Annotated in this window: 22 protein-coding genes and 1 pseudogene; 11 read left to right on the top strand and 12 right to left on the bottom strand. The window is 69.6% G+C overall.

Annotation, left to right across the window (positions count from 1 at the left end; genetic code table 11):
- Nucleotides 1–118 precede the first annotated feature (118 nt).
- The 5 genes from ACFT4A_RS34655 to ACFT4A_RS34635 all read left to right on the top strand — a co-directional run bounded on the left by ACFT4A_RS34655 (nt 119) and on the right by ACFT4A_RS34635 (nt 7,885).
- A complete protein-coding gene (locus ACFT4A_RS34655; protein ID WP_382838395.1) occupies nt 119–1,474 on the top strand; it encodes a tetratricopeptide repeat protein in 1,356 nt (451 codons plus the stop codon).
- The gene (locus ACFT4A_RS34650) at nt 1,471–3,087 is read left to right on the top strand and encodes a nickel/cobalt transporter (protein ID WP_382838392.1); all 1,617 of its coding nucleotides are present in this window, start codon (nt 1,471–1,473) and stop codon (nt 3,085–3,087) included. Before ACFT4A_RS34655 ends, ACFT4A_RS34650 begins: the two co-directional genes overlap by 4 nt.
- Nucleotides 3,088–4,136: 1,049 nt before the next feature.
- Nucleotides 4,137–5,774, top strand: a complete 1,638-nt coding sequence (locus ACFT4A_RS34645) for a DUF4331 domain-containing protein (RefSeq protein ID WP_382838389.1) — start codon at nt 4,137–4,139, stop codon at nt 5,772–5,774.
- 107 nt (nt 5,775–5,881) lie between these two features.
- A complete protein-coding gene (locus ACFT4A_RS34640) occupies nt 5,882–6,577 on the top strand; it encodes a class F sortase (RefSeq protein ID WP_382838386.1) in 696 nt (231 codons plus the stop codon).
- A 747-nt stretch (nt 6,578–7,324) separates the two neighbouring features.
- Nucleotides 7,325–7,885: an alpha/beta hydrolase gene (locus tag ACFT4A_RS34635; protein ID WP_382838383.1), complete on the top strand. Its 561-nt coding sequence runs from the start codon at nt 7,325–7,327 to the stop codon at nt 7,883–7,885.
- Nucleotides 7,886–8,028: 143 nt separating this feature from the next.
- Here ACFT4A_RS34635 and ACFT4A_RS34630 read toward each other — a convergent pair whose 3' ends face one another.
- The 7 genes from ACFT4A_RS34630 to ACFT4A_RS34600 all read right to left on the bottom strand — a co-directional run bounded on the left by ACFT4A_RS34630 (nt 8,029) and on the right by ACFT4A_RS34600 (nt 14,784).
- Nucleotides 8,029–9,777 (bottom strand): relaxase/mobilization nuclease domain-containing protein, encoded by a 1,749-nt coding sequence (locus ACFT4A_RS34630; protein ID WP_382838380.1) that lies wholly within the window; start codon nt 9,775–9,777, stop codon nt 8,029–8,031.
- Nucleotides 9,774–10,391, bottom strand: coding sequence for a plasmid mobilization protein (locus ACFT4A_RS34625; protein ID WP_382838377.1), 618 nt, complete (start codon nt 10,389–10,391; stop codon nt 9,774–9,776). Before ACFT4A_RS34625 ends, ACFT4A_RS34630 begins: the two co-directional genes overlap by 4 nt.
- A 207-nt stretch (nt 10,392–10,598) precedes the next feature.
- Complete coding sequence (locus ACFT4A_RS34620; RefSeq protein ID WP_382838374.1) at nt 10,599–10,790, bottom strand: hypothetical protein; 192 nt, start codon at nt 10,788–10,790, stop codon at nt 10,599–10,601.
- The gene (locus tag ACFT4A_RS34615) at nt 10,787–12,373 is read right to left on the bottom strand and encodes a hypothetical protein (RefSeq protein ID WP_382838371.1); all 1,587 of its coding nucleotides are present in this window, start codon (nt 12,371–12,373) and stop codon (nt 10,787–10,789) included. Before ACFT4A_RS34615 ends, ACFT4A_RS34620 begins: the two co-directional genes overlap by 4 nt.
- Nucleotides 12,370–13,011, bottom strand: a complete 642-nt coding sequence (locus ACFT4A_RS34610; RefSeq protein ID WP_382838368.1) for a WhiB family transcriptional regulator — start codon at nt 13,009–13,011, stop codon at nt 12,370–12,372. The genes ACFT4A_RS34615 and ACFT4A_RS34610 overlap by 4 nt, the downstream gene beginning before the upstream one ends.
- 156 nt (nt 13,012–13,167) lie before the next feature.
- The gene (locus tag ACFT4A_RS34605; protein WP_382838365.1) at nt 13,168–13,884 is read right to left on the bottom strand and encodes a hypothetical protein; all 717 of its coding nucleotides are present in this window, start codon (nt 13,882–13,884) and stop codon (nt 13,168–13,170) included.
- Nucleotides 13,885–13,887: 3 nt separating this feature from the next.
- Nucleotides 13,888–14,784, bottom strand: a complete 897-nt coding sequence (locus ACFT4A_RS34600; protein ID WP_382838363.1) for a helix-turn-helix domain-containing protein — start codon at nt 14,782–14,784, stop codon at nt 13,888–13,890.
- 586 nt (nt 14,785–15,370) lie between these two features.
- Between ACFT4A_RS34600 and ACFT4A_RS34595 the strand changes: the two genes are divergently transcribed.
- Nucleotides 15,371–16,273, top strand: a complete 903-nt coding sequence (locus ACFT4A_RS34595) for a helix-turn-helix domain-containing protein (RefSeq protein WP_382838360.1) — start codon at nt 15,371–15,373, stop codon at nt 16,271–16,273.
- Nucleotides 16,274–16,302: 29 nt separating this feature from the next.
- Here the strand turns inward: ACFT4A_RS34595 and ACFT4A_RS34590 are convergent, their stop codons facing one another.
- Genes ACFT4A_RS34590 through ACFT4A_RS34580 form a run of 3 tightly spaced genes read right to left on the bottom strand, consistent with a single transcriptional unit; the run spans nt 16,303 to nt 19,151 of the window.
- Nucleotides 16,303–17,505, bottom strand: coding sequence for an amidohydrolase family protein (locus ACFT4A_RS34590; protein ID WP_382838357.1), 1,203 nt, complete (start codon nt 17,503–17,505; stop codon nt 16,303–16,305).
- A 30-nt stretch (nt 17,506–17,535) separates the two neighbouring features.
- Entirely contained in the window at nt 17,536–18,651 is a 1,116-nt protein-coding gene (locus ACFT4A_RS34585) for an MAB_1171c family putative transporter (protein WP_382838354.1), read from the bottom strand.
- Entirely contained in the window at nt 18,651–19,151 is a 501-nt protein-coding gene (locus ACFT4A_RS34580) for a hypothetical protein (RefSeq protein ID WP_382838351.1), read from the bottom strand. Before ACFT4A_RS34580 ends, ACFT4A_RS34585 begins: the two co-directional genes overlap by 1 nt.
- A gap of 1,041 nt (nt 19,152–20,192) precedes the next feature.
- On the opposite strand from ACFT4A_RS34580, the gene ACFT4A_RS34575 reads away from it, so the two are divergent.
- The gene (locus ACFT4A_RS34575; RefSeq protein WP_382838348.1) at nt 20,193–21,023 is read left to right on the top strand and encodes a helix-turn-helix domain-containing protein; all 831 of its coding nucleotides are present in this window, start codon (nt 20,193–20,195) and stop codon (nt 21,021–21,023) included.
- Between the two features lie 148 nt (nt 21,024–21,171).
- Here the strand turns inward: ACFT4A_RS34575 and ACFT4A_RS34570 are convergent.
- Nucleotides 21,172–22,100: pseudogene (locus ACFT4A_RS34570) on the bottom strand (UTP--glucose-1-phosphate uridylyltransferase).
- 538 nt (nt 22,101–22,638) lie between these two features.
- Here ACFT4A_RS34570 and ACFT4A_RS34565 point away from each other — a divergent pair.
- Nucleotides 22,639–24,093 (top strand): hypothetical protein, encoded by a 1,455-nt coding sequence (locus ACFT4A_RS34565; protein WP_382838345.1) that lies wholly within the window; start codon nt 22,639–22,641, stop codon nt 24,091–24,093.
- Nucleotides 24,094–24,098: 5 nt separating this feature from the next.
- On the opposite strand, the gene ACFT4A_RS34560 is transcribed toward ACFT4A_RS34565, so the two are convergent.
- Nucleotides 24,099–24,620, bottom strand: coding sequence for an NUDIX domain-containing protein (locus tag ACFT4A_RS34560; protein ID WP_382838341.1), 522 nt, complete (start codon nt 24,618–24,620; stop codon nt 24,099–24,101).
- A gap of 214 nt (nt 24,621–24,834) precedes the next feature.
- Here ACFT4A_RS34560 and amcB point away from each other — a divergent pair, with 214 nt between their 5' ends.
- The 3 genes from amcB (at nt 24,835) to ACFT4A_RS34545 (ending at nt 26,936) form a co-directional block, all read left to right on the top strand.
- On the top strand, nt 24,835–25,986 hold the full coding sequence (amcB, locus tag ACFT4A_RS34555) for a cyclophane-forming radical SAM peptide maturase AmcB (protein ID WP_382838338.1): 1,152 nt from the start codon (nt 24,835–24,837) through the stop codon (nt 25,984–25,986).
- The gene (gene amcA, locus ACFT4A_RS34550) at nt 25,983–26,174 is read left to right on the top strand and encodes a multiple cyclophane-containing RiPP AmcA (RefSeq protein ID WP_382838335.1); all 192 of its coding nucleotides are present in this window, start codon (nt 25,983–25,985) and stop codon (nt 26,172–26,174) included. The genes amcB and amcA overlap by 4 nt, the downstream gene beginning before the upstream one ends.
- Before the next feature lie 75 nt (nt 26,175–26,249).
- On the top strand, nt 26,250–26,936 hold the full coding sequence (locus tag ACFT4A_RS34545) for a pentapeptide repeat-containing protein (RefSeq protein ID WP_382838332.1): 687 nt from the start codon (nt 26,250–26,252) through the stop codon (nt 26,934–26,936).
- Nucleotides 26,937–26,948 lie beyond the last annotated feature (12 nt).

The following is a 26,948-nucleotide window of genomic DNA, read 5'->3' as shown; positions in this document are numbered from 1 at the left end:
CCGGCACCCTGGGGAATCTGGCGCTGCTGCCCGCCCCGGAGGCGGGCGCGCCGCTGGGCCACGGTGCCGGCCCGGGCACCGCGGCACCAGCACCATCGAAGATTGGGGAGGATATTTCGTGCACCCGGACCACACCGCGCCCCGGTACACACCGCCGCCATCCCCCTCACGGGGAAGCAGACGGCTGCGGAACATCGTGGTCACTCTGGCCCTGGGCGCGGCGCTGTTCGCCGCCGGCGCGATCATGCTGGAACCCGATCAGACCACTGCTTCCCGCCCGTTGGGCCAAGGGCAGTCAGCGGGTCCGCCACGTGGGTCGATCGAAGCGCTCCAGGCCCGGGTGGCCCGCCTGCCGAAGGATCCGGGCGGCTGGGCCGCCCTGGGAATGGCGTATGTCCAGCAGGCCCGTACCACCGCCGACCCGGCCACCTACGACCGGGCCGAGAAGGCACTGCGCACCTCACTCACCGTACAGAGCAAAGGCAACACGGACGCGGAGGTCGCCATGGGCGCCCTGGCCGCGGCCCGCCACGACTTCCCCGCCGCGCTGCGCTGGGCCCGCAAGGCCACCACCAGCGGCCCCTACAGCTCCTCCGCCTACGGAGTCCTCGCCGACGCCTACACCCAGCTGGGCCGCTACGACGAAGCCGAAGAGGCCGTCCAGAAGATGACGGATCTCCGCCCGGACGCCGCCTCCCTCGCCCGCGCCTCCTACGCCTTCGAGCTGAAGGGAGACACCGACCGGGCCCGTGCCCTGATGCGGCGATCCCTGGCGGCAGCGGCCACACCGGCCGACATCGCGTTCGCCCACAACATCCTGGCATCACTGGACCTCCAGGACGCCAACCCCCGGGCAGCCCTGGCCGAGACGCAGACCGCGCTCAGGGCCGCCCCGACGGATTCGGCTCTCCTGGAGACCCGGGCCCGTGCCCACCTGGCCCTGGGCGGCACCAGCAAGGCCATCACCGACTACCGGGCGGCCATCGCGATCGCCCCCCTGCCGCACTACCTGCTGGGCCTGGGCGAACTCGAGCAGTCCCTGGGCCACCGGGACCAGGCCGAAGAGCAGTACGCCCTCCTGCGCGCCCAGGACCGCATCCGGGAGGCCGCCGGCGCCCCGGCGGACACCGACGCGACTCTCTTCGAAGCCGATCACGGTAACCCGCAGCGGGCCGTCACCATGGCCGAACAAGCCGAGCGCACCCGGCCTTTCATCGCCGTCCACGACGCCCACGCCTGGGCCCTGCACCGAGCCGGCCGGGATGCCGAAGCCCTCGCCCATGCCGACAAAGCCCTGGCCCTGGGCACCCGCAGCGCGCTCTTCCACTACCACCGCGCCGCCATCCACCACGCACTGGGCGATTCCGAGGCAGCGCGCCGCGACCTGACCGAAGCGCTGCGTGAGCCCGGCTTCCATCCCCTGCACGCCGACGCCGCCCGTGCCCTGCTCCAGCGAATCGACACCAGGCCATGAACCACACCCTGCGCCGAGCCCTCACCACGCTGGCCGCCACCACACTCGCCGCCTTCGCGAGCGTGGCGTCAGCCCCCGCGGCTACGGCCCACCCCCTGGGCAACTTCAGCGTCAACTACCACACGGGCCTCGTCCTTCGGCCCGACCGGATCGACGCCCAGATCGTGGTCGACCGGGCAGAGATCTCAGCCCTCCAGGAACGTCCCGGCATCGACTCCGACCAGGACGGAAGCGTCAGCGACACCGAATCGCGCGTCTACGCCGAGAAAGCCTGCTCCGGTTTGAGGGGGCAGTTGCACCTGCGGGTGGGCGGTACGCGAGCGAGCTGGAAGCAGTCCTCGGCCACCCTGGCGTACGAGAACGGCGAAGCGGGCCTGAAGACCAGCCGCCTCACCTGCGGCCTGACCGCCCCGGCCGATCTCACCGAGCCCGCCGGCATCCGAGCCGAAACGGACTACGACACCACGCGCATCGGCTGGCACGAGATGACCGCCACCGGCCAAGGCGTCAGGATCACCCGGACCGACGTGCCCGCCACCTCCGCCACACGCGAGCTGCGCCGATACCCGCAGGACCCCCTCGCCTCCCCGCTCAACCAACGCACAGCGGCACTGCGCAGCGAGCCCGGGCAGGGCACGGCGACCGTACCGGCAGTGGCGGACCTCCCCGGCGCGGGCGTGATCAGCGGGGTGCTCGCAAAGGTCACCGGGGTCTTCGACTCGCTCGTCGGGGCCCGCGAGATCACCCTGCCCGTGGGACTGCTGGCCCTGTTCCTGGCGCTCGTCCTCGGGGCGTCCCACGCTGCGATGCCCGGCCACGGCAAGACCATCATGGCCGCCTACCTCGCGGGCCGCCGCGGCACCAGACGGGACGCTCTCACCGTCGGGGCCACCGTCACCCTCACGCACACCGCCGGCGTCCTCGTCCTCGGACTCGCCCTGCCCGTCTCCACCCATCTGGCCGGCGAAACCGTCCTGATGTGGCTCGGCGCCGCAAGCGGGCTCCTCGTCACCGGCATCGGCCTCTGGCTCCTCACGGGCGCCCTCCGGGGCAAGCCGCAACACAACCACCATCACCACGGGCCGGGCCACAGCCACAGCCACAGTGACGTCGACCACCACAACGGCCATGATCACCACCACGGGCCTGGCCGTCCTCACCACCACCTGCCGGTCGAGGACCTCCAGGCGAACCAGACGGTCGCGATCCTCGCCCGGCCGGACCACGAACACCACCCGTCGGGCACGTCGGCGGCCTCCGGAAACGCCCGGCGTGCGCACAGTTCCGGCCTCATCGGCATGGGTATCGCCGGCGGACTCGTCCCCAGCCCCTCCGCCCTCGTCGTCCTCCTCGGTGCCGTCGCCCTGGGGCGCACCGCCTTCGGCGTCCTCCTCGTCATCGGCTACGGAATCGGCATGGCCGCCACCCTCACTCTCGCCGGACTGCTCCTCGTCCGCCTGCGCGAACGGATCGAGAGCCGTGACCGGGCCCAGGCCCTTCCCTACAACTCCCTGCTCAGAAAGCTGGCGCGGACCGGCCCCATCATCACCTCGCTCCTTGTCGTCGCCGTGGGCCTGGGCCTGACCGTGCGGGCAGCGACGGGGAACAGCTAGGACTTGTCCGGGCGGTCAGGTACGGAGCCAGATGGCCAGGGCTGTTGCGGTAGCCGTGCCGAGGAACACGTAGCCGCGCTTGTCGTAACGGGTCGCTACGGCTTGGGCGTGCTCGAGCCGGTTGATCGCCCGTTCGATGGTGTTGCGCTTCCTGCACCGCTCTTCGTCGAACCTGGTGGGCGACCGCCGCGTGAGCCTCTGCGCGGGCGGGCGGGCTGACCCCCTTCTGGTCGATTTGCGTACTTGCGTATCAATTGCAATAAGATCGGTAGCGGGGTGCCTCCCTTCCGGGCCCGCCCGTCGCCGTCGAAGTAGTGCTGCTGCGGCACTGTCCGACCGAGGGCTACGCCTGCCGCCGGCTGATCACGGCGGCGGGCAGGGGCGCGAGCCCCGACCAGACCGCAAGACGCCTCGCACTCCTGGACCAACGCGCCGAACTGCACATGGTGCACTCGACCAGCCGGCGCGCCACCCGCGACGGCATCGTCCTGACCTACCTCGTCCACCCCGACCCCGCTCCGGACCGCCCCGGCATCCCGCTCCCCGAGCCGCACGCGATCGCCCGCTCTCCCAGACCGGATCACCCGACGCCACCGGACCTGGAGATCGGCCACGTGGTGCCGCACGCTGTACGGCATCTCCGTTTCTCGAAGGCACCGATCCCGCCGTCGCCGCACATCTCGCCAAACGGCCCGACATCGTGCACGCCTTGCGTTCCCTGCCCGTGGCAACCGCGGGAGAACTCCAGTACACCCAGTCCCCCTCCGCGATCCCACCCGACCCCAACGCGCGGTGACAGCACCAGGCGGGGAGGCGCAGGCCCCATTCGGCTCAGCCGTCATTGCAGGCGCCCCCGACGCATGGTGACCTAAATTCGACCAAGCGTCACATTATGGGATCTTCACCGCGCGGTCATTCGTCGATCAGGGCGAGTTCCTGCGGGGCCAGTGTGGCGCTCGGAGCGCAGCTCCCAGCCGCCCGCCCCGCTGTCACCCCCCGCGGAGCAAGCGGCCCTCACCGGAAACGGATGGCCCATGCATTCCTCCAGCATGCCCCGACGAAGGTCCGCCTCGCGCCGGGCCGAACGCGCCCTCGCCACATCCGGCGTCCTGGCCCTGGCGGCCGCGGCCGCTGTCACCGGCCTGGCACCCGCCTCCAGCTCGGCATCAAGCCACCGCGAAGCGCCGATGACCGCAGGTGACCCCCGGGCCGACAACACCGACGTCTACGCCTTCACCAGCCCGGACAAACCCGACACCGTCACCCTGGTGGCGAACTGGATCCCCTTCCAGGAGCCCAACGGCGGGCCGAACTTCTACCCGTTCGCCAACGACGCCCGCTACACCATCAAGATCGACGCGGACGGCAACGGCAAGCCGGACACCACCTACGCGTGGGAGTTCACCGACCACATCCGCGACGACGCCAACCAGTTCCTCTACAACACGGGCGTCGTGAAGTCGCTGAACGACGAAACCCTGAACTTCCGCCAGACGTACAGCCTGACGGTCACCGACAGCGACGGCAGGCGCAAGACCCTCCTCAAGGACGCGCCCGTAGCTCCCTCCAACGTCGGCAAGGCGTCGATGCCCGACTACGCCGCCCTGCGCAAGCAGGCCGTGCTTCCGCTGCCGGACGGCGGACAGGCGTTCGCGGGCCAGGCGTCCGACCCCTTCTTCCTCGATCTGCGGATCTTCGACCTCCTCTACGGCGGTGACCTGACGGAGACCGGGCACAACACACTCGCCGGCTACAACGTCAACACCGTCGCCATCCAGGTGCCGAAGAAGGCCGTCGCTCTCAAGGGCGAGGCCACGCGCAACCCCGTGATCGGTGTGTGGTCCACCACCGACCGCCGGGGAGCGACCGTCGCGGGCGCAGGCAGCAAGGGCGCCGAGGACGGGAAGGCGACGGACGCGCAGGGCGCATCCGACAAGGGTGGTGACGAGGGCTGGCGCCAGGTCTCACGCCTGGGCAACCCGCTCGTCAACGAAGTGGTCGTGCCGCTGAAGTACAAGGACGCCTTCAACGCGCTGAGCCCGGAAAAGGACGCCACTGTCACACCGGTCGTCGACAAGGTGAAGGACCCGATCGTCCCCAAGCTCATCCAGAACATCTACGGGGTCCCCGCCCCGGCCACGCCCCGTAACGACCTGGTCGAGATCTTCCTCACCGGGATCTGCAAGGAGTGCGGCCCCATCAAGGCGGACCTCAACTCGCAGCGGCTCAACGCGGACGTCGACAAGGCCAAGGTGGTCCCCGCCGAAGAACTGCGCCTGAACATGTCGGTCCCGCCGGCCGCCAAGCCCAACCGCCTCGGCGTCCTCGGCAAGGACCTGGCCGGCTTCCCCAACGGCCGTCGGCTCAACGACGATGTCGTCGACATCGAACTCCAGGCGCTCGAAGGCGCCGCACAGACCGGCAAGCTCGTGCCTGCCCTGGCGGCAGGCGACGCCGTCGACACCCCCTACCGCGAGCCGGGAGACTCCTTCCCGTACGTGGCGCTCCCCAACACCGCGGCCGTCAACCAGGCCGACTCCCTCCACCCCGACGGGGGCGTCGGCGCGGGCCTCGGCGGCCTCGTCTCCGGCGACGAATTCCCCCTCGTGCCTGTCACGGCCGTGGCCGGCGGCGTACTGCTGGCCTGCGCCGGAGCAATGGCCCTGCGCCGACGGCGCGTCGGCTAGGCATGAGCAGCCCACACTTCTCCGGTCGCCCGCCCCGCTCCCGGCGGGGCGGGCGACCGCGCCACAGCCCACGTACACGTCGTCTGTGGCACCGCCCAATAGCCACCGTGAAAGCAGCCGCCGGGGCTCTGGCCCTCGCCATGGGCACAACCCTGGCCTGCATCGGCACATCCGAACTAGTGACGGAACCCGCGCGGGCCCCCGGAACCATCGACATAGGCACCGTGCCGCTGCACACGGGGCCCGCGGAGGCTGCCGCGTCCGGGGAACACCCGAATGCGGCGCCGCCGATACGAATCCGCATACCCGCCATCGGCCTCGACCAGCCCCTGACCGGCCTGAGGGTCCAGCAGGACGGCCGCCTCGAAGTCCCCCGAAGCCCTTCACAGATTGGCTGGTGGAGCGACGGCCCACGACCGGGCGACCCAGGCGCGGCCGTAGTCGTCGGCCATGTCGACTCCACCACCGGCCCCGGCGCCTTCCACGGCCTCTCCACGCTCCGCCCGGGCGACAAGGTCACCCTCGCCCGCGACGACCGGTCCAGCATCACCTTCACCGTCCAGGCACTGCGCCAGTACGAGAAGGACACCCTCCCCAACAGCCAGGTCTACGCGACCACCGGCCCACCTGCCCTGCACCTCATCACCTGCTCAGGCACCTACGACCGCGCACGGAGCGAATACCGCGACAACCTCGTCGTCTACGCCACCCCACTCCAGGAGCGTGAGCCAGCAGCGCGAAAGAGCCGCGAGGAGGCCGGCCACAGAACGCCACCTCGATCAAGCAGCGCTCACCCGCAATGAGCGGGCAGGGCCCGCTGTCCGTCAGGCGAATGATCAGCAAACCCAGTCGTTTGGCTTTCGAGCGGGCAGACACCGCACGACTGAGGCGTCAAATGAGAGCCCTCTCGCTGCGGACGCGCCAGTTGAGCAGCGAACAGTGCCTCAACGATGCCCGCGGGTGAGCCACCCGTCAGGCCGCGCCGCCATCGGCTGGGAGTTCAAGGCGGACTTCTTAGCCGCCCTCGGCCATGGGCCGAAGGCTACCCGGCGGCGCAGGCGGCCCGAGGGCCCGGCCGGGCCGCCGCGCATTTCACACAGCATGCCGTCTTCGTAGACGGGGTGGGTGCCCCTCGCGGAGCCTGGTCCCGTTCTCCTGCGAATGGCCTTGGACGTCGAAGGTGAAAAGCGCTGTCGGCTGTTCTGAATGTCGCGAGGATTGGCTGACTGGATCGGAATCGCAATGATTCACGTCGCCGGTGGATTCCTCGGGACTCCTTGAGAAGATGTGAAATTCCGCCAAGTTGTACGTGATTCACTCGAATGGGTCGGCAGTTCGGACAAGCCGATACGGCGGTGGAGACGGATTCCCCCCGGGGAAAGTCCCGCATTCTTCCAGGGAAGAGAGGCGCCATGCTGGTGCGATGGCAGGACACGCCGCCGGGTGAAACTGCGCTGTGGGTGCGTCACAGACCGGAGTCGGTGAGGGCGGCTGTGCTGAGCCTGCACGATGGACCGGTTGTCAGTGATCGCCCCGAGCGGCTCTGGCAGTTGAGTGCCTTGCGGATGCGGCCGGTGATGCGGGTCGCGGCGTCGGCGGTGTTGCTGGACGAGACGCTGCTGGGACAGGTGTGCTACCGGCAGCGAGGTTGGAACGGCGGTGCTGCGGAGGTTGATGCCCTGCGGGCCCTCAGCGAGCTGAACCGGTTGGTCGGAGACGTCCCCGTGGTTCTGCTGGGGCACGGGATGGGGGGCCGGGCGGCGTTGCGTGCAGCCGTTCATCCCCAGGTGCTCGGCGTGGTCGCGCTCACGCCCTGGCTGCCGAAGGAGGAGCCCGTCTGCCAGTTGGCGGGCCGGAACATCCTGCTCATCGACGGGGACAGCATCGCCGAGGCTCGGGCAGCCGCGATGCATTACGCGGAGAAGGCCCGCACAGCCGGGGCGCGGGCGGGCGTGCTGGTGGTCCGGCACGGCGGCCCAGAGATGGTACGTCGGGCAGCCGTATGGCACCGCACGGCGGCCATGGCCGTGGGACAGGTGCTCCGGCCGAGGATCGGACACGACCACCTGGTCCGCCAGGGATGGGGGAGCAGCGGTCCCGTCGTGGTGTAGCGCTGGACACTCACCGCATTCCGGTCGGGAGATTTTCGGGCGGCCCCAACCACCATCACACGAAGATCAACAGTCATGCTGCGTACGTCACCACATGAAGTGGTACAGAGCCGGTTCTCGTCGCTTACGAAGCTACTCGGCACTCAGCGGAACTCACCTGGTCTCGCGCGATGCCTCCTCCCCGCTGCACCGCCTGCCAGGCTCGGAGGGCCTGGTCGTCGTCCCGCGCGTGCGGAGCGGCTCCCTGCGGTGCTGGTCTCGGGCAGGTGGGAGGCGTCGGCGGGCAGGTCGGCGGCCTGCCGCATCCGCCACACGAGTACGTCGCTGACGGAGTCCGCGGTGCCGAGTTCGCGCCGTGCGGCAAGGTCGGACAGGAGGGCGGCCGGGTCGTGGCCGGCGGCTTCGGCCTCCGCAACGGTGGCGGCCAGGGCGTACCAGCCGGGCTCGGCGAGGATCTGCTCGGCCAGCTCCGGCAGCGCCTCCCGGACCAGTACGGTCTGCCGCTGGAGCATCGGCCGGCTCAGCCGCCGACCGCGCTGGTAGAGCACACCGAGGGGCTGGGCGGAGGCGGCCTGGTAGGCGGTGCGCAGGTGCGCGGCGGCCCGGGTGGCGGCCTCGGCCTGCTGGGCGTGCCCCTTGCGGGCGTGCCAGTGCGCGGCGGCGGTGATCAGGAAGAACAGCATGTCGATCGCCATCGCGGTGGTGGCGCCGTCCTCGCCGCGGCCGAGGGCCGGGCCGCTCTGGACGAGGTCGCGGGCGGCTTGCCGCAGGGCGCGGTCGTGCCCGCGTACGGCGCGGACGTGAGAGCGCGAGGCGCGTTCGAAGGCCGTTGCGGCGTCGCGCAGTTCGCGGCGGGTGTGGGCCGCGGATGTCTTCGCGAGGGCGTCCAGGACCTCGCCGGCCGCTGCGATGTGGGCGGCGGCGACCGCATCATTGCCGTGCTCGACTACAAGTACGGCCTGCCACGCGACCGAGGCCGTCCCGCGGCGCGCGGCGGCCGGACTGCCCGGCCCCGTACGGATCGCATCCTCCCGCCGTGCAGCCGGTACGTCCTGTGCGTCACCGGACCAGCGCTCGCGGATGCGGGGGAGCGACAGGTCGGGGGCCAGGCGTGCGCCGGGGTAGAAGACCGGTTCGCCCTGGGCGTTGCGGTCGTCGGGAAGGGCGACCTTGTATCCGAGGAGGTCGCCGGAGGGCGCGGCGCGCTTGCGGATCAGGAGGCCGGCGGAGGCGAGCCGGTCGAAGAACTCCTCGTCGCTCGTCGCGCCGGTCACCGCGCGTCGTACGGTTTCGCGCAGTTCCTCGCGGGCGGTGCGCTCGCGGCCCTGGCGCTTGGCTTTGTGGCGTTCGGCGCTGGTGGGCCGCTGTGCGGCGGTGCCGTCGCCGCGTGCGACCTGGTGCAGGCCGAGTTCCTTCTCGATGAGACGGGCTTCGGCTTGTGCCCGTTTACCGGACCGGTGGTGGTCGGGGCGCCGGCCGTCTTCGCGCACGAGGGTGGCAACGATGTGGATGTGGTCGTCGGCGTGCCGCACGGCGGCCCAGCGGCAGCCTGCGCCGTCGCCGGGGTCGATGCCGGTGGCGGCGACGATGCGGCGGGCGATGTCCGCCCACTGTTCGTCGGCCAGGACCGGGTCGTCGGGCGCTGCCCGCACCGAGCAGTGCCACACGTGCTTGTCGGGGCGTTGGTCTGCGGCGAGGAGATGGAGGGGCTGGTCGAGCAGCTGCCCGAGGTCCTTCTTGGTCGCGGTCGTATCGCGTCCGGGGTCGGGCGACATGCCGTCGAAGGAGGCGACGAGATGCGGGTCGACGTGTTCCTCGTGGGTTCCCTTGCCGTAGAGGTAGGACAGCAGGCCCAGGGTGTTGGCGCCCTGCTTGTGGATCTGTGGGATCAAGGTGCCTCGTCCGTCTGTCGGTTGGCTACCTTCTCGGCAGCCCTCCTCACCGCGTCGGCCGCCCGGTGGACGTCGGCCATCACTTGGGTCAGATTGGGGACGTCGCCGCCGGAGTTGAGGATCTTGGCGGCTTGATTGAGGTTGCTGCCGGCCCAGCCGAGCTGCCGCCTCATCGCGAACAGTTCGGTGAGCACATCGCGTTCGGTTGCGATGGCGACGGCGGTACGGGACTGATCGCGGGCCATGGCTAGCCCGGCGTAGGCGAGGAACCCCGCCACGCTCATGCCGACGGCATCCGCTCCGGCCTGGATGAGGGTGTGTTCGGACGGGTTGAGGCGGACGCTGTGCGCGCGGCGCTGCTTCTTGTCGCGCGGACGCGCTCGCCCCTTGGGCCGCCCCGTGTGGGCGGCTCGTGGCTGCGATCCGCCCCCGGTCGCAGCCTTCCCGTCTGGCACCCCCCGGTGCCAGTCGGACCCCGCCACCCCAGGGGCGGGGACAGGTTCGGACGCTGCCCCCTCGGGGGAGTGTCCGAACCTCCATCTTGCTCGCCCTGAGACCGAGTTGGAGTCGGGGACAGGTTCGGGGGTGTTGCCGTTCTGGAGCGGGTTCGTCATCGGTTTCGGGCCTCGTGGAGCGGATTCGGTGCTGGATGGCGGCGGTCAGTTCGACGATGTCGGCCGGCCCCGCGAGGAGGCGGACAGGCCCGCTGGGGTGGTGCTGGACGAGCCACTGGCCGGTCGGCGTGAGAACCGCGGTGGGTGGACCGGCGGAGCCGGGCCACCCACTGTGGATAGGGGCGTTGGGCTGCGGCTTTGCCAGGTTCAGCCGCACTGGGGGCAGCGCCCGACATGGCCGGTGAGTGCCCGTGCCATGCGCTGCTTGGCTGCTACGGCTTGCCTCGCGCTGGACTTGGCCGCTGGGCGGCCTTCGTGCCGCGTGGAGTGGGCTTGCAGATAGCCGACCTCCCGCTCGTACTCCGCGCGGACGGCGTCGAACTGGGGGCAGGTCTTCATCGGGTGGTGCTCCTTGTCTTCGTGGTGTCGTCGCTCCGCAGTTCCTGGAGGACGAGGCTCAGCCGGTCGTTCCGGCCGCCCTTGAGGCCCTCGCGGCGGAGGATCTCCCGCAGCTGGACCCGCGTGACCGCCTCGTTGCCGTCCCGATCGAGCAGGGCACGTACATGGGGTCGGACCTGCTGGACGAGCTGGTCCACCGACTGCTCCAGCTCACGCGGTGGGCGAGGCGTCTGCGGGGTACGGGACCGGCCGCGCTTCGCCTTGTTCTTCGTCCTGGTCTTCGTGGCCGACTTCCGCCGGAGGGGGACCACGTGTCCCCGGTCCCCGGTGGGTTCGGTCCCCGTGTCGGTGTCGGTCGGTCCCCGGTCCCCGGTGGGTTCGGTCCCCGACTCGGCGGCGTCCGGTCCCCGATGCGAATGAGGGTCCTGAGCAGGAACTTCTCGCGTCAGGCGATCGGTCCCCGTGCCTTGGGCATCCCCCGCTGCGGCTGTCGGATTGGCAGGACCGGACTCTGGGACCGCTCCTGGTTCTAGGGCCTCGGTTTCCACCCTGGTCCCCGCGCTCTCGCCTTCGGTCCCTGCGCCTGGCGACGCCTCCGAGCCCGCCCTTTCGGGGACCGGTCCCCTCAGGGCGCTCGGTCCCCGGTCCCCCTCCGACACGTCGGGACCGACTGTGGGGACCGGCGTCTCCGAGGCCGGCGGCGAGGGGACCGTGGCTGTGGTTGTGGTGGTGTGTGCGGGGGACCAGGGGGAGGGCAGGGGGACCGTGGCGAGCGTGAGTGCGTGCCGGCGGGCGGCGAGCTGGTCGAGCAGTTGCGTGCGCTGGAGGGGGTCGGTGCCGACCGAGGCCCTGCCGACCGCCTTCGACAGCTGTCGGGTGAGTCGTCGGCCGCGCCAGTTCTGCTGCTGCTCGGGCGTGCGCTCGGCGAGGCGGGCAGCGAGGTCGACCGCGCGGGTGGTGGCCCGGTCCCGGGTGATCTGCGCGGCGTCACGGTCTCGCGCGGCGATACCCAGCCGGGACAGCAACCGCTCGCGCGCCTCCCGGCCCAGTACGGCGATCAGCCCGTGGGAGGCGGCGCCAGGGGTGCGCAGGCGCAGCTCGATACCCATGGCGAGGTGCCACAGCATCGCCGCCATGACCGGCCCGACGAACGCCCTCACCGTGCCGCCGACGGGACCGCTCTCGGCGTAGGCGGGGATCACCTGCACTCCCGTGATCACCCAGACCAAGGTGCCCGGCAGGCCGGGGGCGCCCTGGGTGGCCAGATTCTGGCGTGCCATCAGCGCGGTCGCGAAGAGCGCGAGTTCGGCCGCGGCGAACATGGCGGCCCGCTCGGCGGTGCCGGCCATGTCGAGGTAGTCGGCGGCGAAGCGCCAGCTGGTGTCGGCGCTGTAGGCGGTGCAGCCGAGGGCTGCAAGGGCGGCGACCTTGACCGCCGGACCGCCGAGACGTTTCCGCTGGAGCGCTCCCCGGCGCCGGACCGTCCAGGCGGTCAGCACGACCGCGAGGGCGGCGGGCACGACGGCGACGAGGAGGAGAGGGAGGTCCGAAGCGGCACCGAAGGCAAGGACGGGGTGGGTCATGCGGCCTTTCCGAGAGGGGCGTGCGCCGGCGTCGACGCTGCCGGGCGGCCTGCCGGCTGCTGAGTGCCGGGAGCTGCGGGCGTAGGCGCGCCCTTGGCCTTGGAGGGCTTCTTCCGCTTCTTCTTGGGGCGGGGCACGCCGTACTTGCGGTCGCGGTCGAGGACCTTGTTGGCGGCCTGACGGAGCAGGTCCCGGGCGTGCTTGTGGCTGATCTGCAGGGCGGGGGCGAGCCTGTCGGGCCGCCAGCCGCGTACGTAGGCGTGGTCGACGACGACCTGCCGCTCCGCTTCGGTCAGGTGCACGTCGCGTCCCTGGAAGAAGGCCGTGATGCGCCGGTAGTCCAGGCGACGGTGCAGTTTGTTGTGCAGCGGGCGCCGCTCGGCTTCGGTGAGTCCGCCCCAGATGCCCTCCTTGAGGACGTTCTCCAGGGCGAAGTCGAGGCATTCGCGGCGCACCGGGCACCAGCCGCACAGCTCCTTCGCCTCCGCGATGTCCTCATGGTCCCGGGGGCCGGGGAAGAACACCGCGTCGGCGTCCTCGACGTCCATGCCGTGGCACGCTCCGCTGGTGTGCCAGCTGGTGTCGCCGATGCCGCGCAGGCCGGTGGCCGGCGCGTCGTGGGTGGTGATGTGGCGCAAGGCGGATCTCCGATGTGCTGCCGCCTCTTCCGAGGCGGCGGGTGCGGCGTCGGGCGCCGTCTGCGGCGCGGGGGCGTGCGCCGTAGCCGGTGTGGGGCGGTGAAGTGGGGTGGTGCGGTGCACCGGGCGGGCGTGCACGCGTCCCGGATGCGCCGGTCAGGCCAGGGCGGGCTGCTGTGCCTGCTCGGTTGGCTGGGCCTGCTGGGCGGCGGCGAGGTCGAGGCGGCCGGGGTGCGGGGTGGCGCGCGGGGCGGTGCCGTGCGCTCCGTCGTCGGGGCCGATCCTGCGGCGGCGGCACGGCTCGCCGGGCTGGGCCAGGCACCACTCGCACCTGACGCTCAGGGCGTCGGGCCGCCCCTGCGCGACGGCGGCCTCACGGGCTGCCCGGGCGGGACGGTAGGGCGCGAGGGCGGCTCGGGCGGCAGGCGGGATGCAGGATCCGACCTCCCGCAGCCGGGCCTTCAGCCTCGGGTTGATCCCGTCGTGACCGCTGGTGATCGCCAGGGCCTGAGCGGGCGGGGTGGTGCCGGAGGCGACGGCGTGGCGGGTGCCGACCAGCTCGGCGGTCCAGGCGGCCTGGTCGTCCGGGTCGACCGACGGTGTGGGATCGGAGTGCCTCGCCAGGCGGTCGCGCCGGTAGCTCTCCCAGGGGCGGGCGATGTCCGCGGGCAGGATCTGGTACGGCGAGACGCGGATGTGCTGGCGGGCGGCGACACGGGCGTCCCAGCCGTGCGGCGTGGCCATCGGCACGTCGCCGAGCAGCTCGTGCCACTGGGCGAGCTGGTCGCGGGCCTCGCCCTGGTCGGTGCGGGTGGTGCGGGGGTCGAGTCGGCCGATGTAGGCCAGCAGGGCGGCGATTTCGCGGCGGTCCAACGGTCAGCCCTCCGTTCCGGTCGGCTCGTCGAGAGCGGCAAGCAGGGCGGCGGTGTGGGCCTCCGTCCGCGTCATGCCACCCGGAGCGGCGGTGTTCTTGCCGGGCACGGCGTAGAGGCTCGGGCGACTCGGCGGGTGCTCCCGGGCGACCCAGGAGCGCCAGTCGGCAGCCCAGGCTTCCGCCGCCCTTGGGGCGTGGCCCGCCCGGTGGGCACGCCACTTCGCGTCGGCTGCCCGCAGGCCCTCCTCGCCGAGGCGGTCACGGTGCCCTTGCTGGCGGGCCCAGGTGTGGGTGGCTGGGTCGACCTGCCACTCGGCAGCCGAGAGGACGGCAGCACCACTACTGCTGTACCTCCGGTTCAAATCAGGTTCACTACGGTTCTGTGTGCCGGTGGCCGGTACATCGCTGTGCCGGTGGCCGGTACGCCGCTGTGCCGGTTTACGCTTCGACCTGCCGGTTTCCGGTACTGCCGAATTCCGGACCCTCGCGGGGGATTCCGGCACCTCACGCGGGCGGATTCCGTACCGCCGCAGAGCCGAGAGCCGGAGCTTCGCAGGGGCGGCGGGCTCGTTCGACACCCCTGCGTCGCCTTCCTCCTGCTGCTGCTCTCGCAGGGCCTGCGCGACCGCTTCGGCGGCGAGAGGCATGCGGTAGACGGTGCTGCGCTGTGGGCCTACGAGATCGTCGAGCTGTTCCAGCTCGCCGGCCAGGAGCAGGCTCTCGATGGCCTTGCGCACCGTGGAGAGCGAGGCGCAGGTGCGCTTGGCGAGGCTGGACAGCGAGGCCCAGGAGATGCACTGGTCGTCCGCGACCCGGTCGGCGATCGACAGCAGGACCAGTCGCGCGGCTCCTCGGCTGGAGCTGTGCTCCCACACCCACTCGCGGGCGTCGCGGCTCATCGGCCGCTCCCGATGAGCGGGCGGGACCGGCGGCTCGCCGGGGCCAGGATGGTGCGGTCCGGCCCGGGGCGCTCAGGCGCCGAGGCGGAGGTGGCTATCGCGCAGGCCAGGCGGAAGGGCCTATTGCGCAGGGCAGGAGGCATGCGATACTCCCGTTTGCAGTGTTGCCACGCTGACGCGCCCCTCGGAAGGACTCAGCGTGGTGATGGTGGGCAATCTCCGCCCTTGCCGGGGCGGGTTGCCGCTTAGCGTTCGGCGTCCGTGAGTTCCCGCTCTCGGGCGCCATCGCTGTTTGTGGACCTTCGCGGTCCGGTCCGTGCTTGTGGTCTCCTGACGTCCGTCGTCGCGGGTGGGCTGCCCGGGGACGACGAACATACGCACGGACCCGTGTCAAGATCCAGAGTTGGTTCTTAAACTCTGTAGAAGTCGCACCGCGGGGTGCGCCCCGGGACGGCTGATCATGAGTGGTCCTCGTGCCTGGGAGCGTGGCTAAGCCACGCCTTTTTCGCTAAGCTGAACCTATCCCCCGGCAAAGTAAAAGTCAACGAGATGCATCTACTTCAACTTAGCGAAAAAGAGAGGTTCGATGCCTGCCCGTCACTTCGACCGACACCGCGCTCGCGCCGTGCGGCGAGCCGCTGACCGCCTGCAGGGCCAGGTGGGTGCTGACATGGGCGTGTCGGATTCCGCGGTGGCGAACTGGGAGACGGGCCACTCTTCGCCCGATCCGGAGAAGTTGCCGGAGTACGCGGCGGCGCTCCGTGGTGCCCTGGACGACCTGTTTCCGCGGACGGGCATGCCCGATCTGGCTGATCTTCGCTGCGACGCCGGCATCTACCTGAACGAGACGGCCGGGGTGATTGGAACCAAGAGCGCAGGTCCGGTCAGCGCAGCCGAGAAGGGTGTCCGACGGCTCAAGGACAGGTACGTCCCGGCCCTGGCCGCGAGGTATGGCGTCAGCGAGGGGGACCTGCGCAGAGCCGAGGACCGTTCCTTCGCCGCAGCGGAGGAGAAGAGCAGAGGAGCGGAGTCCGGAGTCCACCAGGACGCTGCCGCCGACTTGGGCAGGCCGCCCGGCTCGCTCGCCGAGAAGATCACCCTCATCCTGCAGCGTTCGTACCCCGGGCCTCAAGGACCCCCGTCGGACGCCGAGATGGCGGCACAGGTGAATGCCCAGATGGGTGCGGACATCCTCACTGCGCAGGATTTCCTCGAACTGCGGACTGGCGTCAAGGACACGGCACCTACGGCAGTACTGCCGGCCCTGGCAGCGGTTGTCGGCGTTTCCCCGCTCTACTTCGAATCCGATGACGCCGTTGCCGCCCAGGTCTACGAAGGACTCCAGTTGCTGGCCGCCGCCAAGCAAGGATCAATCGGAAGGGTCAAGGCCCGCGGCCTGGGACCCCAGGGCCTGTCGCCCAGGATGATGGCCCTGGTCAACGAACTTGTGGCGGAGATGAAGGAAGAAGAGGCAGAAGCCGGAAAGTAGACCGGCCCCGCGGCCGGCCGGTCGGGCAGCTACCGCTTCTGCTCTGCCGGTGAGCCCGGGTCGTGCAGGTGTCCTGCGGCGATCACGGCGCGGATGTCCTTCAGCGCCCCGAGGTCGGCCAGGGGATCACCGCCGACGACCAGCAGGTCCGCGCGGTACCCGGGCGCGATGCGGCCCGCTGACCCACCCAGCCCGACAGCGTCCGCCGCGTGGGCGGTGGCCATGTCGATGATCCTCTCGGTCGGCACACCCACGTGCGCGTAGAACCCCAGCGCCCCGGCCAGCGAGCCGTTGAACCCGGTCCGCTGCACCCCGGCATCGGTGCCGGCGATGAGCCTGACGCCAGCCTCGGCCATCTGCCGGACCTGCCCGAACAGGATCCGCGTCCGCTCGTCGCCGAAATAGCGCGCCACCTTCTGCCAGTGCGGACTGACGGCCGGGCAGACCGCGATCCCGCGATCGACGATCTCCATCAGGACGTCCTGACGCAAGCCGAAGCCGTCCTCAGTCATCCACGTGCAGTGCTCAATGGTGTCCACGCCTGCGGCAACGACCGCCGCGATGCCATCCGCGCTGTGGGCGTGCGCGGCCACTGGCACCCCGGCCAGGCGCGCCTCCTCCACCAGCGCCTTCAGCTCGTTCGCCGAAAACTGGCTCTGCCAGCTCTTCGGCCCGTCCTTCGTCAGACCGCCGCCGCTCGCCATCACCTTGATCACTTCGGCACCCGCCGCCACGTTGGCCCGCACCAGGTCGCGTACCGCAGCCTCGCCGCGGACCTCACCGCCCAGGAAATGGCAGTGACCTCCGGGAATGGTCAACGGCGTGCCCGCGGACACGATACGAGGGCCAGCAGCGGCGTCCCGCCCGATTTCCTCCCGCAGGCGCAGCACCAGGCCGTCGCGGTCTCCAAGATCACGGACAGTTGTCACACCGCTCGACAAAAGCTGCTCCGCACGTTGGCGCATCTCCCGCAGCAGCTTCTCGTCGTCCGAGTCCTTGAAGGACGCCAGGGGTTCGGTGCCGCCGTCGAACACGAGATGCACATGGGCGTCGATGAGACCCGGCATCACAGTGGCGCCGGGAAATGAGAGGTGGGCCCCCTGTGTGCCGGCGTGGCCGGCGAGTTGCGCGCGAGGCCCCACAGCGGTGACCAGGTCACCGTCGACGAGGACTGCGCCATCCTTCAAGTACGTCCCGGAGCCGGTCAGGACCCGGTCGGCGGTGATCAACATGCCGTCTCGCCTTCGCTGTCTCTTGCACGGTCACGCGGTCAGCCGGAGTGCCTCCGACACCGCTATCAGCTGGTCGACGTCCGAGTCCGGGTCGTCCCCCTTCGGCTTTGCCAGAGGTACTGCCCTTGTGGGGGCCGGGGTGCCCTGCCGGATGGTGGTGGAGGCGTGACGCAGCCGTCGGGCCAGCTCTGCCGGCTCCAGGCGGAGGAGGTCGGCTTCCTCGCCGTCAGCCGCCAGGTAGGGGCTGATGTCGACCAGTCCATCACGGCATTCCACTATCCGTCGGTGGTAGCGGCGGTGCACGCCACGGGCACGCCACCTGTCCCACGGTGTGCGCGACGCGGACTTCAGCTCGTTCTTCGGGTTGATCCCGGTCAGCAGTTCCCAGAGCGGAGTCAGCCGGCGGTGATCCCTGCGCCGGCGCAGCCATAGCCGGGTACCGGTGATTCTCGCGCACAGGCCCGAATAGGTGACGCCCACGACGAAGACCAGGTTCGACACCGTCAGCATGACGGCCGCCGAGGTCATCAGCGGGTCCGGCACCGACCCGCCGCTCCAGCGGACGACCGTGAAGACCGCGCGGACGCCACAGGCCAGGGCCAGCGAGCCGAGTGCGATCGCCGTGATCCACAGCCCGGTGGCGTGAGGCCGACGCGACTTGCGGGCATAGCGAGCAGACCACCGTCCCGCCCTCCCGATCGCGTACGTCATGTACAGGCCCGCGCAGAGGTAGAAGACGGCGACCTGCGGGATCGTCATATCCATCAAGCGGCTCGGCACGCTGAGTGCTCCCAGCGGTACGTTCAGGGCCGCCACGGTGATCACAAGCGCGACCAGGGCCACAACGACGCCGTCCACCTGGGCTCGGCGCCGGGCAGCCGGGCCTTCGGCGGAGTACAGGTAAAAGCACATCAGGAAGTAGGACGCGAGCAGCAAAAACAGGTTCTGGACCAGTCGCGCGATGTCGTGCCCTGCCGTGATGTCGAGGCCGTGGGCGCCCCCTGGACTGGCCACCGCGTGTGACAGGCCCAGACTCAGAAGGGTCAGGGCAACCGACCGGGTGGGGGCGTCATGGGGAGCACGCGACCACAGGAACAGTCTCCACACGATGGCAGCCGCGATGACCAGCGGAAGGTACTTCGCCACTACAGCCACCCCCGCCGGTCACCCAGAGCGGCCTGCACCCGGCGAACCTCCGGGTCATCCGACAACGGCGGGAGTTCGTCGACCACCGACGACCACTCAAGGATGATGGTCGCCGCAAGTTCGACTGAGCATTCCTGCTCGTCGTCGTACGAGCATCGCAGGCATATCCGACGGATCAGCTTCGGATCGACGATCGGGATGAGGGAAGCCCACTCCTCCACGAAGTCGATCGCAGAGTCCGCCACGGTCTCACCCTCCCACTCCGAGACGATGATGTGGAGAAGCTCGTGGAGGATGATCTGGCGCTGGTGCAGTCGAGTCGTTTCCTGTTGGTAGACGATGAGATCCGCCTCTGGCAGCTCGAGCCACATCCCCGACGGCCCCGGTACCTCCAGTGGGAACGGGCGAAGAATGCTCCGACGGCCGCGCCGCTCTCCAAGAGCCTTGGCCAGCTTTTCCATATCAAGTGGCGGGCGAATACCCAGGCTGCGCAGCTCCATCCGGAGCCGGCGGTGGAGGTCTCGCTCTACGGTCCGTTGTTCCCCCGTACGCCACCGCCCCCAGCGGCGGCTCGCTCTCGCCCGAGCAGGCACCGCAGAATCCTGAGCGCCGGGGAACCTCTCTCCCGTAGACATGTGCGCAATTCCTTCCTACCGGCTGGCCGGAGCTCTTCCTCCAAGCCGGATTGGGCCAGAAGGTGTATCTCTTGGCGGCAGCAACACTATTGGCGGATCTCGAAAGGCACGGGAGACAACATCCGCGCTCATCTCGCAGATGAGAACTGGCAGTTCTCATAGCCAGCTGACCGTCGTTCAAGCCATCACTTGTCCGCCATGCGTGCGGACTTCAACTGGCCCAAATGCAAGCCCTGATGGCAAGTGGGCATGGCGGCAGACGGCGCCGTAGAAAGTCGGAAACCTGTGACGCGAATCCCACCCGCAGGGCCGAGAGGCGTTATGTAAACGTTATGGATGGCGGGGGTCTAGAGGCTCCCCTTCTCGCCCGCTCGCGAAGGACCCCGTGGCCGGGCGACGGGCGGCACTCCAGCCATCCCTCTCAATCAACTCCTGCCACCTGCTTTGCAGGCCCAAGTTGAGCAGGGCGAACCTGGGGCATCTGCCTGAGCGACCAGCGATGGGACACCCTTGCCTGCAGGAGAGGACCCAGGAATGGGTTTCGGCCCCAACGTCGTGGAATAGGCGCTGACATGGCCGGAAGCGCAGGCTCATAGCACGCCGAGGGCTAGGCCGACCGGATCGGCCAGCGGCAGTTCGAGTGGCGCGGCAGGGTGCGTTGCCCCGGACGTCAGTGACCCTTGCACCAGATCTCCAAACGCGCAGACATTGTTGGTGGCGCATATTCTGAGGGTGAGAACTGGCAGTTCCCATGGCCGGGTGGTCGAATCTTCAACGACATCCGACCGATGGGGCCGCCCACTGTGACTTGCTTCAAGTCGGGCCCCGACGGCCGGCGAGTGCGTGGAAGGGAGGCGGCGTCGAGACTCGGGGAACTGTCACGCGAATCCCACCCACGGGCGTCACATGAACGTTATGAGCGGCGGAGGTGCGGAGAATCTCGTTATCACCCGCATCCTGCAACAGGCACGCGCACGGCGACATGGAGCGGACATACCGGGGTTCGCTGCGGTCTTCGGGGTGCGGGCGACCCGTGGGATCACTCAGGCGGAGACAGCAAAACTGGCAGGCGTCAGTCGCCGCTGGTACAACGCCCTCGAAACGGGGCGCCGGGAGAACTACAGCGACACCTTCCTGGAAGCCGTCCGTCGCATCCTCGCGCTGAACTCCGACGAGTGGGACATCGTCTATCGCATCGCGCGTGGCGGCCGTGCCCCGGACATCCACCCCACGGACCCCCCAGCCCGAACGGTGCCACCTGCTCTGCTCTTGCTCGTGGAGCATAGTCTGACCTGGGGTGTCTATCTCAGTGACCATCGTTGGGATGTTCTCGCTCACAATGCGAAGGTCCAGGAGTACCTTCCGTGGCTGGCCAGTGGGGTCAACGTCTTGGAATGCGTGTTGACTTGGCCGGAAGTGCGGTCCCAGCTCGTCAACTGGGAGAAAGATTGGGCGATGCCCGCCATTGCGGCGCTACGCGTGGATTCAGAACAGTGGCCGCTTGACGAACGCCTTCAGGAAATAGTTGCGAAGGTGCGACTCGCACCTGCTGCCCGCAGGTTGTGGAACGCTCCCAATCTACCGACGGCCAGATATCCAGCATCGAGTTCTCCGCGCCGTCTCTATCTGCCCCAGCACGGTGGCAAAGAATTCTCCATACGACCTGTTGCGCTGACACCTATGGAGCTGCCGTTTTGCCGTCTGGTAGCAATCACGCCTGCAGAGTTGGTGTCCTAAGATCGTTGGAAGCTGACGGGCGGCCGGTCGAGGGCGCGCGGCGGCCGTCTGCGCCGCACCAGTCGGCGAACGCGCTGGAGGCGCCGGTCGGGGTGCGCGTGAGATGCGGCTCCGGGGGAGTGAGCGGCCCAGGACAGGAAGCGGCAGGTCAGGCGTCGGTTTCCGCCGGGAGGGCGGTAGTGCGGTCGGCGTCGAGTCCGGCGACCAGGCCGCGCAGGACCGGGCCGTACTCGGGGTGGGCGAGGGCGAATGCCATCTGCGCGACGAGGTAGTCGGCCGGGTTGCCGGTGTCGTACCAGCGGCCCTGGATAACCTGCCCGTACACGGCGCGGGTGGAGGCGTAGGCGTTGATGGCGTCGGTCAGGTAGACCTCGCCGATCTTGTGCTCGTACCAGCGGCGGGTCTGCTCGCGCAGCTCGTCGATGATGCCGGGGGTGATGACGTAGCCGCCGATCGCCGCGAACGACGACGGGGCGTCGGCGGGCTTGGGCTTTTCGACCAGGCCGGTGATGCGCAGGGTGCCGTCGCCGAGGTCTTCCTTGACGACGGGTACGCCGTAGCGCTGGGACTCGGCCGGGTCCATCGGCAGGAGAGCCAGGACCGGGCAGCCGGTTCGTTCGTAAGCGCGGATCAGCTGCTGGGCGCGGGGGACCTCGGCCACGAACACGTCGTCGGGCCACAGCACCAGTACGGGCTCCTCGCCGAAGGCGCGGGCGGCGTTGAGGACGGGGGTGCCGTTGCCGTAGGGGCCGTGCTGGTCGAGGTAGGTGATGTGTCCCTGGCGGGCCAGCTCGGCGACCTCCTCCACCGCGTCCGCATAGGCCGTCTTGCCATCCTCGCGCAGTTGCGCGACGAGGCTGGGGTTGGGCCGGAAGTGGTCCTGGATGAGGTTCTTGCCGCCGGAGACGACGATGGTGATGTCGGTGATGCCGGAGTCCACCAGCTCGCGCACGGTGTGCTCGATGACTGGCTTGTCGCCGACGGGGAGCATCTCCTTGGGGTCGCCTTGGTCAGGGGCAGCAGACGCGAGCCCAGTCCGGCGGCGGGGATCACGGCCCTGCGGATCGTCGGGGACATCAGGTCTCCCTCGGTCGAGCGGTGCACCGCGCCGACCGGCACGGCACACGCCGACGCTACCAACGCCAGCTGCTGCCCCTGCCTGATTGCCGCATTCACTGACCACTTCGGTCATTACCGGCACAGAAATGACTTGGTGTATTTCGTCACCGCGGGTCCAAAGAAAGTCGGTGTGGCGGTCGACGAGCAGGCTTCCGTCACGTACGACGTAGCGCAGAACCTTGGCCTTGGTGATCTTCTCGGGCACGTGGTGATGCCCGCGTCCGTCGGCTGCACCTCGGCAGCGAGTCAGACCGGAAGGGCTGAGCTAGGGCCGGCAGGGAGGCCACGGCGCCGTCACCGCGAGCGCGTGCAAGTGTGGGGGTGAGATGCACGTGGAGGCGGGTTTCCCCTGCTGACCACACTCCTGGGCATGCTGGAACACGAGCGGCTTCAAGGCCAAGCCCCGTAGCATCTCGATCCTGAACGCGCGTCGGTGGTAGGCGAGTTGGGTACGGTCCGACCGGCGGTCCGGGTCGTTCGGCGGCGGAGGCGAATCATGAAGCGTGCGCACATGGGGCTCGCGGCGTTCGAGACCAGAGTGGGCGAGGCTGCCCGGACCCTGCTGCGTAATCAGGGGTACGACGGCGGGTGGGGTCTCACCCTGACCTCGGTCTCGTCGATCGTCAACACCAGCGAGGTCCTGCCGATTCTGCGGGCCGCAGGCATCGCCGGACAGCCGGTTCGCCAAGGGCTCGACTTCCTTGCCGGCGTCATCCCGGAGCACTCGCGGCCCCGACCTAAAGGCGGTCGTGGTGAGCACACGCGGTTCATCGCGTTTGGCCTGGCCGGACTGCTGTCCCACCCTCGCTTCTTTCACCACAACGGCGTCGCGGAGTCCGCGGCCTGGTGCGTCGGCTGGCTGGAGGATCACTCGGTCGACCACGGCTGGCCCGAGGTCCTCGGACTTGACGACACCTCGCTGCACCAGACCGCCTTGGTGGTGCACCGGCTCGCCGAGCTCAGAGATACCCTCCATGAATTCGGCCCTGGGCTCCTCTTGCCCGGCGGGGTGGAGACCAACAGCCTGCTGGAGCGCGTCGAGCCGCTGATCGACCATGGGGTGTACGGCCTGCTCTACCACCGGCGCCCCAGCGGGGCATGGGGGTGGCGTACCTACGTCGACACCGATCCGAGCCCGAGCAAGACCGCGCTGTGCCTGCTCGCGCTGTCGGCCGTCTGTGCCGGAACTGGGCCCGGCGGCGAGCCCTCCTACCGGGACGTCCCGCGAGAGGCGGGCGGGGTGCACGGCCAGGTACAGCGGAAGCGGCTGTCCGACGTGGTCGTCGAGGCCGGCCAGTGGCTGCTGCACAACCATCACCGGTGGGAGGAGTTCGTCGAGGACGACAAGGACGTGCAAGGCACGGCCTGGGAACACATGGCGTACGCGCTGTGCACCCAGGCTGCCATCCGGGCCGGCGCGAGTCCGCGCGATCCCCGCCTCGCCAAGGCGTGGAAGTTGATGAACGACCTGTGGGACCCGGAGGCGGGGCTGTGGAACGAGCCGGGTGCCTCGGGCAAGCGCGCCACCATCAGGGCCGCGTACTACACGGTGTCGGCCTACGAGGAAGCGGCGCGGCGTCTGGCCCGTATGAACCTTGCCGACACCACCTCTGAGGACGTGAGCGAGACGTCGGCCGAGATGGTCATCGTCCATGTCGCCCTCGGGCCGGGCCGGACCGTCCTCCTCAGGGCACGCGACAGCGAGGGAAGTGTGGCGTGTGAGCTGTCGGATCGCCTGTTCGACGTGGTGAAGGCCGTGCACGACGCCCCCGAGGCGGCAATGGCGACCGAGCGGATCGCCGCGAAGCTCTATGTCGCCCCGTCCTCGGTGCCCAAGTACGTTCAGCGCCTCAACCAGGCCGTCTCTGCGGCATTCGGCGGTGCCCCGACCCGGTTACTGCTGGCCAGCACGGTGGACGGGGCCAGCGGGTATCGCCTCGCGGGGCAGTAGGCCGTCTATGACGTGGCGCGCTCCCCGGCCAGCGGGTAGTTCAGCAGGGCGAACCGAGCCAGGGAACGGACCTGGTCGAAGGTCTTGAGGGTGTCGAGGTCCTCCAGGCCGAACCAGGCGGCCCCGTGCACCTCTTCGAGTTGCGCCTCCACGGCCTGTTCCCGGGTACCCGGCTGCCGCTGGACGTAGAAGAACTGGACCAGCGCCGGCGTCGGGAACCCTTCGCGCTCGATGTCCGCATAGAACGGCACGGGTTCAGGAGTGGCGTTGTGGTCGGCCGGGTGGATGGCCGGCTGGCTGGAGATCGCCTCCACCAACAGACCCGTCTCCTCCTTGAACTCGCGCACTGCCGTGCCCGCGAAGGACTCCCCGGGCTCGATATGACCGCCCGGCGGAACCCATTTGTCGAAGCGGTTGTGGTGCACAAGCAGCACCTTGCCGCGCTCGACGAGGTAGCCCGAGCAGCAGTACACCAGACCGATATCGCGGGCGGTCTGGCCGTCGTGGATCAGAATCGAGCGAGGCACCCCGCCACGATAGCCCACAGGAATCCACTCGAACTCCCGTGCAGATGACGCCACTTCAGCGCAGTGTCAGCGCCGCGCCGATGACATGTCATCGGCAATGACAGTGCGATGTCATCGCGTAGGCGTCATCGCGGGACGGATCGTGGTCGCATCCCGCTCCGCGGCACCCACCGCGGGCCGGCGTTGCCCTCCGTCCGTTGAGGAGAGGACCCCGATGCGCTCTCGCCCTTACCCGTGGCAGGCTCGGTACCGGCAGCGGTTCGCGGCCCCGCAGACCGTGGTGGTCCAGCCCACGACCTGGTGCAATCTGGACTGCCGGTACTGCTACCTGCCCTTTCGCAAGCTCAAGCACCAGATGCCCCTGGAGGTGGCCGAGGCCCTGGCGCAGGCGGTGGCCCAGTTCGACGACAGCGGCCATCCGATCGGCATCGTCTGGCACGGCGGGGAGCCGCTCGCCGTCGGCCAGCAGAGGTTCGCCGCCCTGCTCGCACCGTTCGAGGCCCTGCGGCGGGCGGGCCGAGTCCACCACTATGTGCAGACCAACGCGACGCTGATCACCGAGACGTGGTGCGACCTGCTGGCCGCGCACGACGTCCACGTCGGGGTGAGCGTCGACGGCCCGGCCGCCTTGAACGCCGAGCGCGTCGACCTGCGAGGCAAGCCCGCCTTCGACCGGATCCTGCGCGGCATCTCGCAGCTGCGCGAGCACGGCATCCCGTTCTCCGTCATCTCGGTGGTCGGCACCCTGGGCATCGCGATGCCCGAGGAGCTGCTGCAGTTCCTGACCTCTCTGGGCGGCCATTCGGTGGGCTTCAACATCGAGGAGATCGAAGGGGTCAACACCGACCGTCAGCCGCCCACTGCGGTCCAGGCCGAGGAGTTCTGGCGCCGCACCCTCACCTGGACTCGCGAGCATCCTGGCGCCCCGGCGGTCCGGGAAGTCGAACGCCTCGCCGAGTACCTCCAGCTGATCCGGTCCGGCCAGAGAAGTCAGTGGGACGGGCGTCGCCTCGACCCGATCCCCACCATCTCCTGGAAGGGCGACGTGGTCCTACTCTCCCCGGAACTCGCGGACACGGCGGCGCCCGAGTACGGCGACTTCGTGGCCGGCAACATCCTCCACCACCCCCTGCCCGAGACCCTCCGTGATGCCCACCGGCTGCGCTACGTACGCGACTTTCTCACCGGCCTGGACCGCTGCCAGGCCGAATGCGAGTTCTTCGACTTCTGCCACGGTGCCCAGGCCGCCAACCGCTACTTCGAGAACGGTGACCTCACGACCACCGAGACCCACTACTGCCGGGTCTCCCGGCAGGCACTGGTCACGGCCCTGTCCACGCTCGCAGCCAAGGAGGCTGTTGCATGAAGATCCTGGACCGACTCGCCGCATCCGACACCCCCGTCGTGATGGAGTTGACCGCCACGCACGACGTCCCGACCCCGGTGATCGTTGAAGCGACGTGGGACAACCGGCCCACCTGGGACAACTGGGCGAAGACCCCAGCCCCCTTCGACAACCGCCCGACCTGGGACAACTGGAACAAGAAGAAGTAGAGCCGCGCCGCTGCTGGCATGCCCCGGGCGTGCCAGCAGCACCGGCGACCAAGCCACCGCGCTGAAAGGCTGCTGATGGACACCCGCACGATCCGCCGTACGAGCGTCACGCTCCCCGCCCTGAACGAGCCGGGCCTCTACCTCTCCAACGTCACCTCACTGGAGGGTGGCCGTGGCCGGGTGGCGGAGTTCCACTACGCCGACGCCGACCTGCGGGACCTCGATCTGGCCGACACCCACCTGATGGACGGGCGGATCACCGGCCTCAAGGCCCAGCGCACCCGCCTGGAGAAGCTGCGCGTCGACTCCGTGGAGTTCACCGGCTGCGACCTGGCCTCCCTGCACTGGACCGACAGCAAGGTCTCCCGAGCCGTCTTCCGCGACTGCAAGCTCATGGGCGCCGCACTCGAAGACGTCACGCTCGACAACGTCCTGTTTGAGAACTGCAAGATCGACTACAGCACCCTCACCCGCGTTCGGGCCGCCGGCCCCGTGATCTTCGCCAAGTGTTCCCTGCGCGAGACCACCTTCGCCGCCGCTGACCTCGGCGCCGCCCTGATCGACGGCTGCGACCTACGGCTGACCGAGTTCGACGGCGGGAAGTACCGCGGCCTGGACCTGCGGGGGAACGACCTCTCCCAGCTTCGCGGCCTGGCCTCGCTCAAGCAGGTCGTCATCGACCACGCTCAGACACTCCAGCTAGCCGAGGCCCTCGCCGCCGAGCTGGGCGTCACCTTCGGTGAAGACCTTCACGACAAGTAGCCCCACACCTGC

It is taken from the genome of Streptomyces sp. NPDC057099, assembly GCF_042671245.1.
Taxonomy (GTDB): Bacteria; Actinomycetota; Actinomycetes; order Streptomycetales; family Streptomycetaceae; genus Streptomyces; species Streptomyces purpurascens.
The sequence above is the reverse complement of the archived record's forward strand: the minus strand, read 5'-3'. Positions and strand labels throughout refer to the sequence as shown.

Excerpts from the sequence above, each read along its gene's own strand:
- ACFT4A_RS34645 (WP_382838389.1), top strand. The coding sequence starts at position 4,137 with ATGCCCCGACGAAGGTCCGCCTCGCGCCGGGCCGAACGCGCCCTCGCC.
- ACFT4A_RS34600 (WP_382838363.1), bottom strand. The coding sequence starts at position 14,784 with ATGAGCCGCGACGCCCGCGAGTGGGTGTGGGAGCACAGCTCCAGCCGA.
- ACFT4A_RS34590 (WP_382838357.1), bottom strand. The coding sequence starts at position 17,505 with ATGTTGATCACCGCCGACCGGGTCCTGACCGGCTCCGGGACGTACTTG.
- amcB (WP_382838338.1), top strand. The coding sequence starts at position 24,835 with ATGCGCTCTCGCCCTTACCCGTGGCAGGCTCGGTACCGGCAGCGGTTC.
- ACFT4A_RS34580 (WP_382838351.1), bottom strand. The coding sequence starts at position 19,151 with ATGGAGCTGCGCAGCCTGGGTATTCGCCCGCCACTTGATATGGAAAAG.
- ACFT4A_RS34650 (WP_382838392.1), top strand. The coding sequence starts at position 1,471 with ATGAACCACACCCTGCGCCGAGCCCTCACCACGCTGGCCGCCACCACA.
- ACFT4A_RS34615 (WP_382838371.1), bottom strand. The coding sequence starts at position 12,373 with ATGACCCACCCCGTCCTTGCCTTCGGTGCCGCTTCGGACCTCCCTCTC.
- ACFT4A_RS34575 (WP_382838348.1), top strand. The coding sequence starts at position 20,193 with ATGAACGTTATGAGCGGCGGAGGTGCGGAGAATCTCGTTATCACCCGC.
- ACFT4A_RS34625 (WP_382838377.1), bottom strand. The coding sequence starts at position 10,391 with ATGACGAACCCGCTCCAGAACGGCAACACCCCCGAACCTGTCCCCGAC.
- ACFT4A_RS34545 (WP_382838332.1), top strand. The coding sequence starts at position 26,250 with ATGGACACCCGCACGATCCGCCGTACGAGCGTCACGCTCCCCGCCCTG.
- amcA (WP_382838335.1), top strand. The coding sequence starts at position 25,983 with ATGAAGATCCTGGACCGACTCGCCGCATCCGACACCCCCGTCGTGATG.
- ACFT4A_RS34595 (WP_382838360.1), top strand. The coding sequence starts at position 15,371 with ATGCCTGCCCGTCACTTCGACCGACACCGCGCTCGCGCCGTGCGGCGA.
- ACFT4A_RS34620 (WP_382838374.1), bottom strand. The coding sequence starts at position 10,790 with ATGAAGACCTGCCCCCAGTTCGACGCCGTCCGCGCGGAGTACGAGCGG.
- ACFT4A_RS34565 (WP_382838345.1), top strand. The coding sequence starts at position 22,639 with ATGAAGCGTGCGCACATGGGGCTCGCGGCGTTCGAGACCAGAGTGGGC.